Origin of the sequence: Halomonas sp. HP20-15 (genome assembly GCF_033446685.1) — a bacterium.
Taxonomy (GTDB): Bacteria; Pseudomonadota; Gammaproteobacteria; order Pseudomonadales; family Halomonadaceae; genus Modicisalibacter.
In genome coordinates this window covers 314284-332608 of record NZ_JAWQLY010000002.1, presented here as the reverse complement: position 1 = coordinate 332608, position 18325 = coordinate 314284, and the positions used below count along the sequence as shown (strand labels likewise).

Annotated in this window: 15 protein-coding genes; 10 read left to right on the top strand and 5 right to left on the bottom strand. The window is 68.6% G+C overall.

All coding sequences use genetic code 11. The annotated features are described in order from the left end of the window. Window positions 1–118 precede the first annotated feature (118 nt). Window positions 119–1045 (top strand): LysR family transcriptional regulator, encoded by a 927-nt coding sequence (locus R6258_RS03925; protein WP_318447682.1) that lies wholly within the window; start codon window positions 119–121, stop codon window positions 1043–1045. A gap of 115 nt (window positions 1046–1160) precedes the next feature. Further along, entirely contained in the window at window positions 1161–2933 is a 1773-nt protein-coding gene (locus tag R6258_RS03920) for a putative bifunctional diguanylate cyclase/phosphodiesterase (RefSeq protein ID WP_318447679.1), read from the top strand. Window positions 2934–2952: 19 nt separating this feature from the next. On the opposite strand, the gene R6258_RS03915 is transcribed toward R6258_RS03920, so the two are convergent. After that, the gene (locus R6258_RS03915; RefSeq protein WP_318447676.1) at window positions 2953–3957 is read right to left on the bottom strand and encodes a diguanylate cyclase; all 1005 of its coding nucleotides are present in this window, start codon (window positions 3955–3957) and stop codon (window positions 2953–2955) included. A 33-nt stretch (window positions 3958–3990) separates the two neighbouring features. Then, window positions 3991–4788 (bottom strand): alpha/beta hydrolase, encoded by a 798-nt coding sequence (locus R6258_RS03910; protein ID WP_318447673.1) that lies wholly within the window; start codon window positions 4786–4788, stop codon window positions 3991–3993. A 216-nt stretch (window positions 4789–5004) separates the two neighbouring features. On the opposite strand from R6258_RS03910, the gene R6258_RS03905 reads away from it, so the two are divergent. Then, the gene (locus R6258_RS03905; RefSeq protein WP_318447671.1) at window positions 5005–5568 is read left to right on the top strand and encodes a gamma-glutamylcyclotransferase; all 564 of its coding nucleotides are present in this window, start codon (window positions 5005–5007) and stop codon (window positions 5566–5568) included. A gap of 295 nt (window positions 5569–5863) precedes the next feature. Here R6258_RS03905 and R6258_RS03900 read toward each other — a convergent pair whose 3' ends face one another. Next, complete coding sequence (locus tag R6258_RS03900) at window positions 5864–7378, bottom strand: sensor domain-containing diguanylate cyclase (RefSeq protein ID WP_318447668.1); 1515 nt, start codon at window positions 7376–7378, stop codon at window positions 5864–5866. Between the two features lie 109 nt (window positions 7379–7487). Here R6258_RS03900 and R6258_RS03895 point away from each other — a divergent pair, with 109 nt between their 5' ends. Both R6258_RS03895 and R6258_RS03890 read left to right on the top strand, forming a co-directional pair. Then, window positions 7488–8447, top strand: coding sequence for a GlxA family transcriptional regulator (locus R6258_RS03895; protein ID WP_318447666.1), 960 nt, complete (start codon window positions 7488–7490; stop codon window positions 8445–8447). Window positions 8448–8576: 129 nt separating this feature from the next. Continuing rightward, window positions 8577–9839, top strand: a complete 1263-nt coding sequence (locus R6258_RS03890; protein ID WP_318447663.1) for a TauD/TfdA family dioxygenase — start codon at window positions 8577–8579, stop codon at window positions 9837–9839. Between the two features lie 19 nt (window positions 9840–9858). On the opposite strand, the gene R6258_RS03885 is transcribed toward R6258_RS03890, so the two are convergent. Together R6258_RS03885 and R6258_RS03880 are read right to left on the bottom strand one after the other, a co-directional pair. Beyond that, on the bottom strand, window positions 9859–11289 hold the full coding sequence (locus R6258_RS03885) for an FAD-binding oxidoreductase (protein ID WP_318447661.1): 1431 nt from the start codon (window positions 11287–11289) through the stop codon (window positions 9859–9861). Between the two features lie 161 nt (window positions 11290–11450). Then, window positions 11451–12476 (bottom strand): GlxA family transcriptional regulator, encoded by a 1026-nt coding sequence (locus R6258_RS03880; protein WP_318447659.1) that lies wholly within the window; start codon window positions 12474–12476, stop codon window positions 11451–11453. Between the two features lie 152 nt (window positions 12477–12628). On the opposite strand from R6258_RS03880, the gene R6258_RS03875 reads away from it, so the two are divergent. Genes R6258_RS03875 through R6258_RS03855 form a run of 5 tightly spaced genes read left to right on the top strand, consistent with a single transcriptional unit; the run spans window position 12629 to window position 18246 of the window. After that, complete coding sequence (locus R6258_RS03875) at window positions 12629–13831, top strand: TauD/TfdA family dioxygenase (protein ID WP_318447656.1); 1203 nt, start codon at window positions 12629–12631, stop codon at window positions 13829–13831. Continuing rightward, on the top strand, window positions 13831–14433 hold the full coding sequence (locus tag R6258_RS03870; protein ID WP_318447653.1) for an HD domain-containing protein: 603 nt from the start codon (window positions 13831–13833) through the stop codon (window positions 14431–14433). Before R6258_RS03875 ends, R6258_RS03870 begins: the two co-directional genes overlap by 1 nt. Next, entirely contained in the window at window positions 14430–16028 is a 1599-nt protein-coding gene (locus R6258_RS03865) for a 5-guanidino-2-oxopentanoate decarboxylase (protein ID WP_318447650.1), read from the top strand. The genes R6258_RS03870 and R6258_RS03865 overlap by 4 nt, the downstream gene beginning before the upstream one ends. A 42-nt stretch (window positions 16029–16070) precedes the next feature. After that, a complete protein-coding gene (locus tag R6258_RS03860; protein ID WP_318447648.1) occupies window positions 16071–17018 on the top strand; it encodes an ABC transporter substrate-binding protein in 948 nt (315 codons plus the stop codon). Between the two features lie 43 nt (window positions 17019–17061). Further along, a complete protein-coding gene (locus R6258_RS03855; protein WP_318447646.1) occupies window positions 17062–18246 on the top strand; it encodes a pyridoxal phosphate-dependent aminotransferase in 1185 nt (394 codons plus the stop codon). Window positions 18247–18325: the final 79 nt, after the last annotated feature.

Genomic DNA, 18325 nt, shown 5'->3' with positions numbered 1-18325 from the left:
ATAATAGATGGCGAATTTCGTTACAGACATTCTAAGTCAGCGACGATTATCTGTTAAATGGGTTGTCTGGATAACGCTTATCGACAATATTGATATAGGACATGCCAACGGGGTTCCCATGCGTTACACCCTGCGCCAGCTCGAGGTCTTCGTCGCCGTCGCTCAACAGCAAAGCGTCTCGCGCGCCGCCCGCGAATTGGCGCTCTCGCAATCCGCCGCCAGCACCGCGCTCGCCGAACTCGAACGCCAGTTCGATTGCCAGTTGCTCGACCGCATCGGCAAGCGTCTCAAGCTCAACGCCCTGGGCTTTCAACTGCTGCCCAAGGCGGTTGCCCTGCTCGATCGCGGCGAAGAGATCGAGGAGTTGTTGCGCGGCCAGCGCGGCGTCGGCTCGCTCGACGTCGGCGCCACGCTAACCATCGGCAACTACCTGGCCACCCTGCTGATCAGCGACTTCATGCAGCGCCATCCGGGCAGCCGGGTGCGCCTGCAGGTGCGCAACACGGCGTCGATCATCGAAAGAATCGTCCAGCACGAGCTCGACCTGGGGCTGATCGAGGGCGACTGCCAGCATGCGGACATCGTCATGCAGCCCTGGGTCGAGGACGAACTGACGGTATTCTGCTCGCCACGCCATCCGCTGGCCGGTACCGCCGATGTCTCGCTCGAACGCCTGCTCCGCGAGGCCTGGATCATGCGCGAACAGGGCTCGGGCACCCGGCTGACCCTGGAACAGGCCACCCGCCACCGCCGCGGGCGCTTCAATATCCTGCTCGAGCTCGAGCACACCGAAGGCATCAAGCGGGCGGTCGAGTCCGGCCTGGGCATCGGCTGCGTTTCCCACCTCGCATTGCGCGACGCCTTTCGCCGCGGCAGCCTGGTGCCCATCGCCACCCCGCAGCTCGATCTCAAGCGTCAGTTCGCCTTCATCTGGCATCGTCATAAGTACCTGAGCACCGGCATGCGCGAGTTTCTGCGACTGTGCCAGCAGATGACCGAAGGCGTGCGACGCAGCGACGAGATCGAGCTGCCAACCATTCCCTGAGCATGCGGCGCGGCAAGCGTTGAGGCGCCGTCGATGAATTAGCGGTGCCCGTCCCCGCTGGGCTAGGTATGATTAACCTTTCTTTCAACGGTCGTTCGCGACCAGGAATACGCGCATGTGCCAACTACCCGGGATAGATTCCGCGGCGACGCCTGACGCAGCGCCCCATGCCGACGGACGGGCCACGCCCGACACGGCGTGCGACTATCTCGGCGGCGTATTCCAGGCTGCCAGCGAAGCGATCATCGTCACCGATATCCAGCAGCGCATTCTCGACGTCAACCCGGCCTTCGTGCGACTGACCGGCTTCACCCACGAGGCCATGCTCGGACGCTCCACCGAGACCTTCATCGTCTCGCTGCAGCAAGCGCCCGAAGCGTCAGTGCCGATGGCCATCGAGCCCCGCAAGCCCGGCGATCTCGAGCGAAGCGAAATCACCTACCGCAACCGCCAGGGCCGCGTCTACCCGGGGCTGATGTCGACCAGTCGGGTGCGCGACGAGCAGGGCCACGTGTCGCACCACCTGATCGTGCTGGCCGACCTGTCGCTGCTCAGCAGTCGCACCCAGCATGTCAGCCGGGAAGTCTACTTCGATGCGCTCACCGGCCTGCCCAACGCGTATCTGCTCACCCAACTGATCCACGAATCGATGCGCCACGCGCGGCGCAGCAAGCGCACGGTGGCGCTGTGCGCGCTGGACATCGACCACTTCAAGGCCATCAACGACCGGCTTGGTCACGAGGCCGGCGACATTCTGCTGGCCCTGTTCGCCCGGCGCATCGGCGAGCTGCTGCAGGGCGACGACATCCTCGCCCGCCTCGGCGGCGACGAATTCGTGCTGCTGCTCCATCGGCAGATGGACGACGCCTTCTTCGAAGCGCTGCTGACGACGATCCGCAGGCCGTTCTGGATCGACGGCCACTGCCTGCACGTCAGCGCCAGCCTGGGGGTCACCTACTACCCCAGCGATGATGTCGAGGACGACCTGCTGCTGCGCCACGCCAACCAGGCGATGTACCGCGCCAAGCAGCTCGGACGCGACACCTTCTGCCACTTCGACCCGAATCACGATCGCCAGCTACAGCAATGCCAGGAGAAGCGCCAACGTTTCGCCCAGGCGCTCGGCGCTGGCGAGCTGCGCCTGCATTATCAGCCGCAGGTCGACATGGCGAGCAATGCCGTGGTCGGCGTCGAGGCGCTGATCCGCTGGCAGCACCCCGAGGACGGCCTGCTGCTGCCGGGCGCCTTCCTGCCGCTGATCGAAGACAGCGTGCTCGAGCTCGACATGGGCGAGTGGGTGATCGATCAGGCGTTGCGCCAATTGCAGTGCTGGCAGCGCGAAGGCATCGAGCTGCCGATCCATATCAACATCAGCCCCACCCACCTGTTGACGGGCGATTTCATCGAACGCCTGGTATCGCGCCTGGCCCACTACCCCGAGATACGGCCCGGCAGCCTCAAGCTCGAGGTGCTCGAAACCGCCGCGATGCACGACATCGGGGCCGCACTGGACGCCATTTCGCAATGCCAGGCGCTGGGCATCGACATCGCCATGGACGATTTCGGCACCGGCTTCTCGTCGTTGACCTATCTGCGCCAGCTGCCGGTCGACCTGATCAAGATCGACCAGAGCTTCGTGCGCGGCATGCTCATCGATCCCGACGACATGGCGATCGTCGAGAGTGTGATCTACATGGCGCAGCGTTTCGGCAAGCCGATGCTCGCCGAAGGGGTGGAATCGCTCGATCATGCAAGGGCGCTGCTAACGCGCGGCTGCCAGCTCGCCCAAGGCTTCGGCATCGCCCGGCCGATGCCCGCCGCCAGGCTGCTCGGCTGGCTCGCGCAGTGGCCGACACGCCGCGACTGGCATGCCCTGGCGAGCGTCTAGCCTTGGTGAACGGCGCCGGTCAGCGGGCCGGGGCGGGCTCCATCCCCAGCCTCGAGGCGTGCAACACCCGGTCGCGACCGTCATGTTTGGCGGCGTAGAGCGCATCATCGGCGCGCCGGTAGAGCGAATCGCTGCCATCGCCCGGCTGATGATTGGCGATGCCCCCGCTGACGGTCACCGCGGCGACCGACCAGGCATGCTCGCGCAGCGCCTGGCAAAAGCGCTCGATCGCCCTCAGCGCCTGTTCCGGTGACGCTTCGGGCAACATGATCGCGAACTCCTCGCCGCCGATGCGGAACAACAGATCCTGGTCGCGAAAGGCGCGCTGCATGAGCATGGCGAGTTCGGCCAGCACCTTGTCGCCCGCCGCATGCCCGAGAGTGTCGTTGATGGTCTTGAAAAGGTCGATGTCCAGCAATGCCAGCGCGAAAGGACCGCCGGCCGGCCCCACCCGGATGCGCTCGGTCAGCGCCTCGCTGAAGGCGCGCCGATTCTTGAGCCGCGTCAGCTCATCACTGTAGGCGCGCACCTCGAGACGCCGGTTCTGACGAGACAGCTCATGGCGATGTGCCTCGAGCTCCGCCTGGAGGCGCTGCAACTCGTCTATCGCCAGCTGCTTTTCATGCAGCGCCGCTTCGGCCGCCTCGCACGCCGCGATCAACGCTCCTTCGAGATCGCTTCGAAACGGGACCGGCGACAACGACCAGTGGACACATGCCTGGCCCACGTACTCGGCGGTCCGAAAGCCGCCCAGCACCGGCAGCGATCGCTCGTCATGGGTGGCGAGTGCCAGCTGGATTTCGTCGCCCTGGTGGTGGCGCTCGACGCTGACCGCCACGTGCCAGTGGTAGAAGGCATGCGCAGCGGGCGTCAACAGGTCGGCAAAGTGCTTCCCGGCCAGGCTCGAACGGCCCAGCCAGTCCTCGATCCGGGCATTGGCGGCCAGCACCCGCCCCTCACGATCGGTCACCAGCAGGCCACACGGAGCCTCGTCCCAGCATGCCGTAGCCTGCTTCGCTTGCATTTTCGTCTCCTCGGAGCGCCAGGTCGGCTCGCGCTACAGGTGCGCCCGCAACCGCTCGGCCAGCAGCCCCGGGTCGCTCATGTGCGGATAATGCCCACGACACGGCAGCCACTCGAGGCAGGCATCGGGAATGTTGGCGTGCAGGTATTCGGCGGCCTGGCGCGGCACCACGGCATCCTCGTCGGTATGCATCACCAGCGTGGGTGTCGTCAGCCGCGGCAGTGCCTCGCGGGTGTCGCTGTAGAAGGTGATCTCGGCGAACTGGCGGGCGATACGCGCATCATTGGCCAGGAACTGGTTGCGCAGGTGGCGCTCCGCGACATCCTTGGGCTGCGAACCGATGGCGTTGGCCGCCATCGAGCCCGCCCAGGCGAAGTAGTTCTGCTCCATCATCGTCAGCAGCTCGAGGAGTTGCGCCTCGTCGAAGCCGCCCCGGTAAGCGGGCGGATCGTCGAGATAGCGGCTGGAAGCGCAGAGCATCACCAGACGCTGGAAACGCTGCGGCGCCTCGATGGCCGCCAGCATGGCGATGATGCCGCTGATCGAATGGCCGATCACGGTCAGCGCTTGCCCCTCGAGCGCCGCGCAGATCTCCAGCAGATCCTCGGCGTAGCCCTGCAGGGTCGCGTGCCGGTCCCGGCAGTAGGCGGACTTGAGGGCGCGGCCACAGCCGGCCTGGTCGTAGCGCACCACACGCCAGTCGCTTTCGAAGCTGCGGGCCAGTGGCTCCCAGACCCGCTGATCGCAGCCGAAGCCATGCAGCAGCAGCAGCGTACGCTCGCCCTGCCCGGTGATGGTCACGCTGTGTCGATCGAGTATCGATGCGGCCATGCAAGCTGCCCATGGATGGTGACGGCTACCGTCATGGCCGGTTGAGGGGCGGCCCGATACGGATCAGCCTCGTCGGATTTGTAACATCCTAATGTAACCGCGAACCAATTACACGGCGCCTGGCGCCACCCGGATTAACGCTTGGCCGGCTTGCCCCGCCTCCATGGCCTGTCGCAGAGTAGAGGCACCGTTGATTCCCCAGGCTCCGCGCAGCACATGTCTCTAGATACCACGACCCTCAACCAGCAGATGACCCACTTCGACGGCCACGATTCGCTGTGGCTGTTCGGCTATGGCTCGCTGATCTGGAAAGCCGACTTCGCTTACCTGGAACGCCGCCCCGCGCACATCCGCGGCTGGACACGGCGATTCTGGCAGGCCTCCCACGATCACCGCGGCACGCCCGAGGTGCCCGGCCGGGTCGTCACCCTGATCCGTGAGCCGGAAGCGGCGTGCCACGGCATGGCCTACCGCGTCATCCCGCAGACCCTGCAGCCGCTCGACGTGCGCGAGAAGAATGGCTATCTGCGGGTCGTCACCCCGCTCTATTTCGACGATGGCGCTCGCCACGAAGGGCTGGTCTACATCGCCAGCGAGGACAACGCCGCCTTTGCCGGTCCCGAGCCGGAAGACACCCTGGCCCGGCGCATCGCCCGCGCGCAGGGTCCCAGCGGCCCCAACCGCGACTATCTGCTCAACCTCGCCAGCGCGCTGCGCGAACTCGGTCGCGACGATCCGCACGTCTTCGCCCTCGAAGAGCGCCTGCTGACCGGGGAGTGAGGCGGCAGGTTAAAACCGGAGCCTCGCAGAGCGCACGCTCCAGACGCCTCACTCATAACCGTAATTTATTCAAAAAGCTTTATTACCCTCTTTACACTAATGAACAGGCATACTAAATTAGCGGTGTTCGATCGTGATCAGGACGATTGCGATAGCAAGGATTGCTACCGGCCAGGAAGGCCGACGACGGGCAGGAAAGGCACTCTCAAGACAGGACGTCTCGACCGCCAAGGAAGCCCGGAACGGCAGTAGCCACGCCCCGCGTTGACCCGCGGGGCGTTTTTTATGCGCCGGGTCAGCTGGGGATGTCGTCGGGTCCCGCGCTACGATTGCGTCCCGCCGCCTTGGCCCGATACAACGCTTCATCGGCCCGCTTGACCAGCTCCTCGGCGGCGTTGTCGCGCCTCGGTGTCAGCGTCGCCACGCCGATGCTCACGGTCAGGTAGCCAGCCACCGGCGAATCGTCGAAGGCCACCGCGCGTTGTCCCAGGCGCCGATGAATGCGCTGGGCGATCTCCATGGCCCCCACCTCGGGTGTACCGGGCAGCAGTACGGCCAACTCCTCTCCGCCATAGCGGGCGATCAGATCGCCGGAGCGCGCGACGGCCTCGCCGAGCACGCCGGCGACCTGCTGCAGCGCGACATCCCCGGCGGGATGGCCGTAGCGGTCGTTGTAGCGCTTGAAATGGTCGACGTCGATCAGCAGCAGACTGAGCGGTTGGACGTATCGCTGGGCGCGCTGCCACTCCGTCTCGAGCGCGTCATCGAAGCGCCGACGGTTGCTGATGCCCAGCAGTGCATCGGTGCTCGCCAGCCGATCGAGCTCGCGGTTGGCGCCCTGCAGGGCACGCAATACGCCGTTGATCGCCATGACCGAGAGCAGCGTGCCGACGGCGAAGATCACCCACAGGATCCCGTTGCGCCACCGGTCGGGCCCGAGTTCGGCGCGGAACTGGCGGTAGCTGCGCGACACCGTCACCGCCAGTGGAAAACTCGCCAGGTTGCGATAGGCGGCGATCCGCTGGGTGCCGTCGAGTGGCGAGGTAAGTAGCGTGACATCGGCAATGCGCGAGGCGAACAGCTCGGCCAGATCCCTGCGCGCCCCCGGCAGCACCTCGCGGGGCTCCGGGAACATCGCCAGGGTCGTTCCGTCGGCGTGGAACATGCCGATCCGATACTGATGATTGCGGCTGACCGCGTCGTAGAAGTCGTGGAAATAGTCGGAATCCAGCATCACCATCGCGACGCCGGCAAACGCCCCTTGAGGGCCGTTGAGACGCTGGCTGACCGGAATCAGCCGACGCTGCGTACCGGTCTGGACGATCGGCTCGCCGATTCTCATGAACTCCCCGCCGCGGTGCGCCGCGAAGAACGGCTGGGCCAGCACGCGCCACGCCTGGATGGGTTGCCGGTTGGCGGTGAATATCACCTCGTCCGCGGCATCGGTGACCATCAACCCGGCAAACTGCGGGGTCCGCAGGATGCGCTGGTAGAACGGCTGCGCGGCGAGGCTTTCGCGCAGCCTCGCCGGGTCGCTGTCCCATTCGATATCCATCAATAGCCGCGTCGCCGTGGCGAAGGTCAGCTCGGCGTGTTCGGCGAGCAGCGTGGCCTCGGCGGCCAGGTTCTCCTCCAACGCGGAGAGCTTGCGCTGCTCGAGTTTGCGCGTTTCCTCGAACAGAAAGCCGCCCACCGCCATCACGGCCAGCGAGCCGAACAGGATCAATAGGCGTTGCGGAGTCTTCCAGGCCGGCGGGACACCTGGCCGCTTGGCGGAGGGCGAGGCTCGCTCGCGCGGAATCGGGATCATGTAGTCATAGTATCGGCTATATCGGTCGCGCACTGAACCATTGCCGTCTGCAACGCCGCGTGCGATCGCCTATCATCGTCGGGCTATTCCTCCTCTTGGCGAGCCACCCATGCGTCTGGACTACACCGGGCCCTTGCCCGAGCCCATCGGCTTTCTGTTGATGCCGCGCTTCTCGATGATGGCGTTCTTCTCGGCGGTCGAGCCGCTGCGCATCGCCAACCGCATCGCCGGACGCGAGCTGTTCGCCTGGCGGGTGATCAGTCAGGACGGCGCGCCGATCACCGCCAGCAACGCCATGACCCTGCTCGCCGACGAATCCATCGCCAGCGTACCGGCGCTGCCCACCGTGGCGGTATGCGCCAGCTTCGAGCCCGAGGCGACGCTGACCCGGCCGCTGATCCGCTGGCTCAACCGGCTGGCCAACGGCGACTGCGTGCTCGGCGGCATCGATACCGGCAGCGTGGTACTGGCCAGCGCCGGGCTGTTGCGCGGCCAGCGAGTGACCCTGCACTGGGAAAGCCTGCCGGCCTTTCGCGAACGCTTCCCCGACATCGAGACCCGCGAAGCGCTGTTCGAGCTCGGTCCGCGCGGCTTCTCCTGCGCCGGCGGCGCGGCGGCGATGGACATGTCGCTCGACCTGATCGCCCGGCGCCACGGCGAGACGCTGGCCACCGCGGTCTCCGAGCAGCTGATTCACGCCCACATGCGCACGCCCCACGACCAGCAGCGCATGGCGCTGACCCAGCGACTCGGCACCCACAAGCACGTGCTGATCGAAGCCGTGGCGCTGATGGAGGCGCATATCGAGACGCCGCTTTCGATCAACGACGTGGCACGCCGCGTGGGCATCTCGCTGCGCCAGCTGCAGCGCCTGTTCGAGCGCGAACTGGGCGTGCGCCCGCGCGACCATTACCTGACGCTGCGCCTGACGCGGGCCCGCCAGCTGCTGCTGGAAACCGACCACGACATCCTCGGCATCGGCCTGGCCTGCGGCTTCACCTCGGCGTCGAGCTTCTCGCGCGCCTATCGGCAGCGCTACGCCGAGAGCCCGCGCGATGCCCGCCAATGAGGCAGGTGCCGCCCACCCGCAATCCACGCCCCCGGTGACGACTCGTGACAACTGACCGTCGCCTGATGGCTAATCGCCGCGGCGACGACTCGGCATCCTGAAAGGCGACATTTCACCAGGGACGCCGCCATGCCCACGACCGCCAAGCCGACGCTGCCACCGACCCCGGACTACGATGCCTGGCCGATCGAGGTCGGCCTTGCGCGGGTCGACCACGACGCCCACCGGGTCGAGCTGACCTGGGCCGATGGCCGGGTCAGCCGCTATCACGCCGTCTGGCTGCGCGAGAACGCCGCCGACGAGACCACCGTCAACCCGGCGACCCGCGAGCGCATCCTCGACCTGTCGCGGCTCGCCGCCTGGCCGACCCTCGCCGCGGCCTGGCTCGACGACGCCGGCGCGCTCAGCGTCACCTTCGCCCCCGAAGCGCGCACGCTGCGCTTTCACCCCGGCTGGCTGCGTGCCCACGACTACGACAATGCCGAGGCGTTCGACACGCCGCTGGTCGCGGTCAGCGTGTGGACCGCCGCCGAGCTCGACGCCCCGCCGAGCCTCGACGCCGCCGGGTGGATGGACCGGGACGAACACGCCGAGGCCGCCGAGGCGCTGCTCGAGCAAGCGCTCGACGCGGTGCTCAGCCACGGCCTGGTGCGGTTGCGCAACCTGCCCAGCGTACCGGGCAGCCTGGACGCCATCGCCCGGCGCATCGGCCCGCCGCGGCCGACCAACTTCGGCACGCTGTTCGACGTGCGTGCCAAGCCCGACCCCGACTCCAACGCCTACACCTCGATCGCCCTGCCGCCGCACGTCGACCTTCCGACCCGCGAGTACCAACCGGGCCTGCAGCTGCTGCACTGCCTGGAGAACAGCGTCGAGGGCGGCCAGGCGGTGATGATGGACGGCTTCGCGGTGGCCGAGGCGCTGCGCGAACGAAACCCCGAGGCGTTCGCCACGCTGACCCGGGTCAAGTGGTGCTATGCCAACACCGCGCGCACCAGCGACTACGTCTGGTTCAACCCGATGATCCAGTGCGACGCCGAGGGTCGCCTGAGCGAGGTGCGCATCGCCGATTTCCTGCGCGGGCCGTTGATGGCGCCGTTCGACGAGGTCGAGCCGGCCTACGAGGCGCTGATGGCGCTGCAGCGGCTGATGCGGGAACCGCGCTTCGCGATGCGCTTCAATTACCGCCCGGGCGATCTGGTGATCTTCGACAACCGCCGCCTGCTGCATGCTCGCGATGCCTTCGAGGGCGCGTCCGGCCATCGCTGGCTGCAGGGCTGCTACCTGGAGCGCGACGAAGTGCGCTCGCGCCTGCGCATGCTCAAGCGCAGCGCCCGGCAACGCCGCGTCGAGGCGCTGGGTCAGGACGGCGGGGCGGACACCTCCGGCTAGGGAAATGCCCTCACGGCGGCTAGACCAGCTTGCCGGGGTTCATGATCCCCAGCGGGTCGAGCGCCGCCTTGATGGTACGCATCACCGCCAGGCCCTCGCCATGCTCGGCCTCGAGGTAGCGACGCTTGCCCAGCCCGATGCCGTGTTCGCCGGTGCAGGTGCCGCCGGCCGCCAGCGCGCGTTCGACCAGCCGCTCGTTGAACGCCGCCAGCGTCGCCACTTCCTGCGCGTCGTCGCGGTCGACCATCACCACCAGGTGGAAGTTGCCATCGCCGACATGGCCCAGCAGCGGCGCGACCAGGCCGCTCTCCTTCACGTCCGCCTGGGTGGCCTCGATGCACTCGGCCAGCCGCGAGATCGGCACGCAGATGTCGGTGGCCAGGAATTCCGTGCCGGGGCGCAGCTGCTTGGCGGCATAGGCCGCGTCGTGGCGCGCCTGCCATAACTTCCTACGCTCCTCCTCGCGGGTCGCCCAGGCGAAGTCGCTGCCGCCGAACTCCTGGCATAGTTCCGCCATCGTTTCCGCCTGCTCCTTCACCCCGGCATGCGTGCCGTGGAATTCCAGGAACAGCGTGGGTTTCTCGGCGTAGCCGAGCTGCGAAAAGCGATTGACCGCGGCCATCGCCAGGGCATCCAGCAGTTCGATGCGCGCCAGCGGCAGGCCGTACTGGATCGAGGCGATCACCGCCGCCACCGCGTCGCCCACCGTGTCGAAGGCGACGACCGCCGACGACACCGCCTCGGGCAGGCCGTGCAGCTTGACGGTGAGTTCGGTGATGATGCCCAGCGTGCCCTCGGCACCGATCAGCAGATGGGTCAGATCGTAGCCCGCGGCCGACTTGCGCGCCCGGGTGCCGGTGCGCACGATCCGCCCGTCCGCCATCACCGCGGTGAGCGAGAGCACGTTCTCACGCATGGTGCCGTAGCGCACGGTGTTGGTGCCGCTGGCGCGGGTCGAGGCCATGCCGCCCAGGCTGGCGTCGGCGCCGGGGTCCACCGAGAAGAACAGCCCCGTGGCGCGCAGGTGTGCGTTGAGCCGGGTGCGCGTCACGCCGGGCTGCACGGTGGCGTCCATGTCGTCGGGGCGCACCGCGACGACCGCGTCCATCGCCGAGAGATCGACGCTCAGCCCGCCATGCTCGGCGATCACCTGGCCCTCGACGGAGGTACCGACGCCGTAGGGAATCAGCGGCACGCGATGCGCCGCGCAGGCGCGCACCACCGCCGCGACCTCCTCGGTGGTGTGCGGAAAGCACACCGCATCCGGCGCCGCCGGACGATGCCAGGATTCGTCGTGGGCGTGCTGGTCGCGAATGCCCCGCGCCGTGGTGATGCGCTCGCCCAGCCACGGCTCGAGCTCGGCGATCAGCGCGGCGATGGCGTCCGCCGAGGGGCGCGGCGGTACGGTCGGTTGGAGGGGGGGAACTTCGGCGGCAACGGAAGCGGGCATGGCGCGATACCTTGAACGGTTCGGGTCGGAGCGGAGCGGATCGGCGAGGCCGACAGTGAGCAGGCTAGCCAAGTCGACAGCATACCCGCTTCGCGGCGCGGCGAAACCCGCCTTCATCGATGGTCGTAGCGTGGTTGCCGGCGCTGTCGACCCGGCGCCGATCACCGCATCCCGCGCTCCCCGGTCCTGCTCGGGCGCTCGCCGAAACGCGCCTGGTAGGCCCGCGAGAAGTGCGCCATGTTGGTAAAGCCGGTGGCCAGCGCCGCCTCGGTGACCCGGCAGCGACTGTCGGCGAGAATCCGCCGCGCCAGGTCGAGGCGCATGCCCAGGTAGCACTGCTTGGGCGTCTCGCCGAAGTGGCCGACGAACAGCCGCGTCAGCTGGCGCTGCGACTGGCCGACCAGCCGGCAGATCTCGGGGATCGCCAGCGCCTGGCCGAGATGCGCCTCCATGATCGCCAGCGCCCGCACCACCGCGCGCGGCAAGCGATCGAGTCGCTGCTGGCCGGGGCCCTGCAGCGCATCCTCCTCGGGGACCCGCTGATGGACCAACTGGCGGCCCACCGCGTTGGCCAGCGCCGGGCCGTAATCGGACTCGATCCACTGCAGCATCATGTCGATGCCCGCCGCGCCACCGGACCCGGTCAGCCGCCGGTCGGCGAATTCGAAGCGCGCCGGGCTGATCGCGATGTGCGGGAACTCCTCGCGAAACGCCGGCACGCTTTCCCAGTGCAGGGCCACGCGCTGGTGCTCGAGCAGCCCGGCGCGGGCGAGAATGAACGGCGCGGTATCCAGCCCGCCGACCCGTCCGCCGTGCGCGGCGACCTGGCGCAGCACCGCACGGTCGGCGGCGGTCACCGTGGCCTCCGCCTGGTAGGAGGAGATCGCCATCAGCATCTCGCAGTCGCCCGCCTCGCCGAGCGCGCCGTCGGCGTCGATGCGCACGCCGTTGCTGGCGACCACCGCCTCGCCATCGCTGGACAGCAGTTGCCAGGCGAACAGCGCGCGTCCGAAGCGATTGGCGACGCGCAGCGGCTCGAGCAGGCAGAACAGCGTCAACATCGAGAACTTGGGCAGCAGCCATACGCTGACGGTGTGCTCGGCTTCGCCGGGGCGCGCCACCGGCGGTTGGTCGGGGCGCGGGTAGGGCCAGGCCCGGGCCCAATGGGCCGAATCGAGTTCCTTCATGGCCAAAATAATCCATTATATGGCTATTTTAGGCAAATCCATGGGGCGTCATGGCTCTAGGGTAGTACTTGGTCGCGCCCAGCCGGGTGTCGACAGCGCTTCGGATTCGTGTCCGGTTCCCTTGATCAGCCAGCCGTGGAGGTTCGGCCGCCATGTCCAATTCCGTCGACGCCATCGTCAACGCCCAGGGCCGTCAGTTGACGCTCAGCGGTCCCGAACTCGAACGACGCTTCGCCGCGCTGTGGCTGCGCGAACGCGCACCGGACAGCGAGACCCTCGATACCCAGACCGGCCAACGGCTGATCGAGGCCGCCCAGCTGCCGCTCGACCTGGCCATCGAATCCGCCGTCGTCGACGGCGAGACGCTGCACCTGGCGTTCAGCGACGGCCACCGCACCGCCTTCGCGCTGCCCGCGCTGCTCGCCGAGGATCGGCCGCCGCGGGACGCTTCGCGCGGCACGGTCAGCGACGAGCACGAATTGTGGGACGCCGGCCTGAGCGCGTTGCCCCAGGCCGATTTCGCCGCCGCCCTGGGCGACGACCGCGCTCTGCTGGCGCTACTCGAGGACCTGCAGCGCTACGGCTTCGTGCGCGTCGCCGGCGTGCCCACCGAGGAGGACGGCATGCAGGCGCTGATCGACCGCATCGGCCCGCTGCGGCGTACCAACTGGGGTGGCATCGCCGACGTCAAGTCGGTGGCCAACGCCTACGACCTGACCATGACCCAGCGCGGGCTCGAGCCGCACACCGACAACCCCTACCGCGATCCGATCCCCGGCTACATCTGGCTGCACTGCTTGAGCAACGCCGCCGAGGGCGGCGACAGCACGCTGGTCGACGGCTTCATGGCCGCCCGCCGGCTCAGGCAGGAGGACCCGGCGGCGTTCGATTGCCTGACCCGGCTGGCGCCCGGCTTTCGCTACGTCGACGCCACCACCCGGCTGGAGAGCGAAGGCCCGCTGATCGAACTCGACGGTCACGGCCGGCTGACGCGGGTGCGCTTCTCCAACCGCACAGAGCGCGTCGCCGCCTACGAGGCCGAGACGCTGGAGCGCTACTACGCGGCACGTCAGCGCTTCCACGCGCTGATCACCGACCCGGCGCTGACCGTGCATCTCAAGCTCGCCCCCGGCGAGATGCTGATCATGGACAACTATCGGCTGCTGCACGGGCGCACCGCCTATCAGCTCGAGGGCGGCGTGCGTCACATGCGTCAGGGCTATGTCGATCGCGACAGCACCGCCAGCCGCCGCCAGGTACTGCGCCATGCGCTCGCCGGTTCGGCCAGCGCCAACGACGACGCGCCCGGCACCGACGATCAAACGCTTGCCGGCGCCCAAGGAGGACAGCCGTAATGGACCAGGCCCGCTTTACGCGCTTCGACGAGAGCACCGCCGACGACTGGGCGATCATCGACGCGCACTTCCAGATCTACCAGAACGACGCCAGCCGCCGGGTGCTCGAGCACCTGCTGCGCCTGAAGGGCGACAACCACGGCTATCCGATCGACCGCTACGCGCACTGCCTGCAGACCGCCAGCCGCGCGCTCGATGCCGGCGCCGACGAGGAGACCGTGGTCTGCGCGCTGCTCCACGACATCGGCGACGACCTGGCGCCGGCCAATCACGCCGAGATCGCCGCGGCGATCCTCGAGCCCTACATCGACCCGCTCAACGTGTGGATGATCCGTCACCACGAGCTGTTCCAGGGCTATCACTACCGCGCCTTCTACGGCATGGACCCCCACGCCCGCGAGGCCTACCGCGACCACCCGGCCTACGCACGCACCGTGCGCTTCTGCGACGAGTGGGACCAGCGCGCCTTCGACCCGGACTACCCGACCCGACCGCTGGACTACTTCGTGCCGCTGGTCGAGCGGATCTTCTCCCGCGAGCCGTTCGGGGATGCACCGGCTGATGCGTCGGGCTTGACCCAAAACGTCGAGGCCCGCCCATGACCGCCTGCGCGCAACGCTTGCTCGAACTGCTCGAGGCCCACGGCATCGACACCGTGTTCGGCATCCCCGGGGTGCACACCATCGAGCTCTACCGCGGCCTCACGGACAGCTCGCTGCGCCACGTCACCCCGCGCCACGAACAGGGCGCCGGGTTCATGGCCGACGGCTATGCCCGCGCCAGCGGCAAGCCGGCGGCCTGCTTCATCATCAGCGGCCCGGGGATGACCAACATCGCCACCGCGATGGCCCAGGCGCTGGGCGATTCGGTGCCGATGCTGGTGATCTCCAGCGTCAACCGCCGCGACACCCTGGGCCGCGGTCAGGGCCGCCTGCACGAACTGCCCGACCAGCAGCGCACGCTGGCCGGGGTCAGCGTGTTCAGCCATACCCTGCAAAGCGCCGAGGCGTTGGACGAGGTCATCGCCCGCGCCTTCGCGGTGTTCAAAAGCGCCCGCCCCGGTCCGGTGCATATCGAGATCCCGCTGGACGTGATGACCCAGCCGGTTGCCGACACGCCGGTCAAGACCGCTGCGGTCTATCCGCCGGCCGCGCCGGCCGCCGGACTCGACGCCGCCGCGGCCTGGCTGGCCGCCGCCGAGCGCCCGCTGGTACTGCTCGGCGGCGGCTGCGTCGACGCCGCCGCGGACGCCCGCGCACTCGTCGAACGCCTCGACGCGCCGACCATGACCACCATCAACGCCCGCGGCGTGCTCGGCGAGCGTCACCCGCTCGATCTGGGCGCCTGCGCCAGCCTGCCGGCCGGGCGCCGGCTCGCCGCCGAGGCCGACGTGATCCTGGCGTTGGGCAGCGAACTCGGCGAAACCGATTATGATCTGGTCTTCGACGACGGCTTCGCGCTCACCGGCAGGCTGATCCGCGTGGATATCGACGCCCAGCAGTTGGCCCGCAACCAGGCCGCCGACCTGGCGCTGCTCGCCGACGCCGGTGAGGTCATGCGCGGCCTGCTCGAGCGGCTGCCGGTGGCCGCCCAGCGCGACGCCGCGGCGCAGGTGAGCGCGACGAAGGCCGCCCTGGCGCTGCGCGAGGCCGACGACGTGGCGCCCTACGCCGAGTTTCTCGACACTTTGCGCAGCGCGCTGCCCGAGGCCAGCATCGTCGGCGACTCCACCGGGCCGGTCTACGCCGGCAACTTCATCGTCGAGATGCCCGCGCCACGACGCTGGTTCAACGCCGCCACCGGCTACGGCACGCTCGGCTACGGTCTGCCCGCGGCACTCGGCGCGGCACTGGCCACTCCCGAGCGGCCGGTGATCGCGCTGGTCGGCGACGGCGGATTGATGTTCACCCTCGGCGAGCTGGCCACCGCCCGCGACGCCGGCGTGCCCCTGGCCGTGGTGGTCTGGAACAACGACGGCTACGGCGAGATTCGCCGCTACATGGACATGCACGCGGTCGCCCGGCTGGGCGTCGACCTGCCGGCACCCGACCTGGCCACACTGGCCGAGGCCTTCGGCTGCCACGCGACGCGGGTCGACGACCCCGCGGCGCTCGGCCAGGCGTTGGCCGCCAGTTGGGCCGCCACGGCGCCCACGCTGATCGAGGTCGATGCCGACGGCTGGAGCCGTCGCCGCTGAGGCAGCGGCTTAGCCGATGACAATTTCAAACGAGGAGAGGCCATGCACCCCCGTAATCGCAACCGGCTGAAGATCGCCGCCCTGGCGCTGCTGCCGGCGCTGGGCCTGTCGGCCCAGGCGCACGCCGCCGACCGCGATGCCCGTGTCGATTTCATCGTGCCGCCGTGGCCCGGCGTGACCGTCAAGACCGAGATAGTGGCGCAGCTGCTCGCCCCACTGGGTTACGCAAGCGAACAGCAGGAGCTGAGCAGCACGGTCGGCTACAAGACCCTGCAGACCGGCGACAGCGACGTCTTCCTGGCCGGCTGGCTACCGGCCCAGCAGGACAGCTATGAAGCCGCCATGGCCAACGGGGCGATCGTCGATCTTGGCAATAACGTCAACGGCGCGCGAATGGGGTTCGCGGTACCCGGTTACGTATTCGACGCCGGGGTGACCAGCGCCGAGCAGCTCGATGCGCACCGCGACCGTTTCGACGCGCGCTATTACTCGATCGAGAGCGGCTCGACGGTCAGCGATGACATTAACCAGGCCCAGCGAGACGACCTCTACGGCCTGGGCGACTGGGAGCTGATGGAGTCCTCGACCCCGGGGATGCTCGCCGAGGTCCAGGCCGCCTACGACGAGCAGCGCTGGATCGCCTTCTACGGCTGGACCCCGCACTGGATGGTGCTGGCCTACGACATGCGCATCCTCGACGACCCGGCCGGCGTGTATGGCGCCGACAACGGCCACAGCGACGTGCGCACCATCGTCAGCCGCGCGTTCAGCGAAACCAACCCCAACGTCACGCGGCTGCTCGACCAATTCGAGCTCAGCGCCGACGACCAGAGCGCGTTCATCCAGGGCTTCGGTCGCGAGGACCGCGATCCCGAGGCGGTCGCCCACGACTGGCTGGTCGCGCACCGCGACAGGCTCGCCGCGTTCCTCGACGGCGTCACCACCCGCGACGGCAAGCCCGGGCTGGCGGCGGTCGAGGCCAGCCTGTGACGTCCGCCCAGCGCCTTATCCACACCGCCGCGCGAGGAACCCCATGCATTATTCAAGCCTGACCACCCGCATCGCCGGCGAAGGCGCCGCCGCCTGGGACATCCACTACCGGGCCCTCGAGCGCCAGGCCGACGGCGACGAGGTGATCATTCTCTCGGTGGGCGATCCGGACTTCACCACTCCGGCGCCGATCGTCGACAGCGCCGTCGCCAGCCTGCGCGCCGGCGCCACCCACTACGCCGACGTGCAGGGCAAGGCGCCCCTGCGCGAGCTGATCGCCGCCCGCCATCGCGCCCGCGGCGGTGCGGCCGGCGCCGATAACGTGGCGGTGATGGCCGGCGCGCAGTGCGGGCTCTACGCCGTCGCCCAGTGCCTGCTCGATCCCGGCGACGAAGTGATCGTCCCCGAGCCGATGTACGTGACCTACGAGGCCGCACTGCAGGCCGCCGGCGCGACGCTGGTCCGCGTGCCGCTGCGCGCCGGGGAAGGCTTCCAGCCGCGGCTGGCCGATCTCGAGGCCGCCGTCACCCCACGCACCCGGGCGCTGCTGATCAACAGCCCGCACAACCCCACCGGCCAGTGCCTGAGCCGCGAGGCCTGGCAGGGCATCGCCGAGCTGTGCCGGCGCCGCGATCTCTGGCTGATCTCCGACGAGGTCTACGCCGAGCTGGTGTTTGAGGGCGAGCATCTGTGCCCCGCCACCTTGCCGGGCATGGCCGAGCGCACCGCGGTGATAGACAGCCTGTCCAAGTCGCACGCCATGACCGGCTGGCGACTGGGCTGGGTGATCGGTCCCGAGGCGCTGATCGGTCATCTCAGCAACCTGGCGCTGTGCATGCTCTATGGCAGTCCCGAATTCATCCAGGACGCCGCCTGCGCGGCGCTGGCCGACCCGCCCGGGCAACTGGCGACGATGCGCGAGACTTACCGGGCGCGTCGCGACACGGTGTGCCGGGCGCTCGAGGGCAGCGCGGCGGTCGAGGTGCTGCGCCCCGCCGCCGGCATGTTCATGATGATCGACATCCGCCGTACCGGGCTCACCGCCCAGGCCTTCGCCGACCGGCTGCTCGACGAGCAGGGCGTGTCGCTGCTGGCCGGCGAGGCCTTCGGCCCCTCGGCGGCGGGTTTCGTGCGGCTGAGCCTGACGGTCGACGCCGAGCGCCTGGGCGAGGCCTGCCGACGCATCGAGCGCTGTGCCCGGGACTGCCTGGCGACGGCCCTCGACTGATCGAACGGGCGGCCCGGGGCGCGTCTTGCCCCGAGCCGCGATCTTTTCACCGGCAACAGGAGGGGTATGGCTAGCGCGA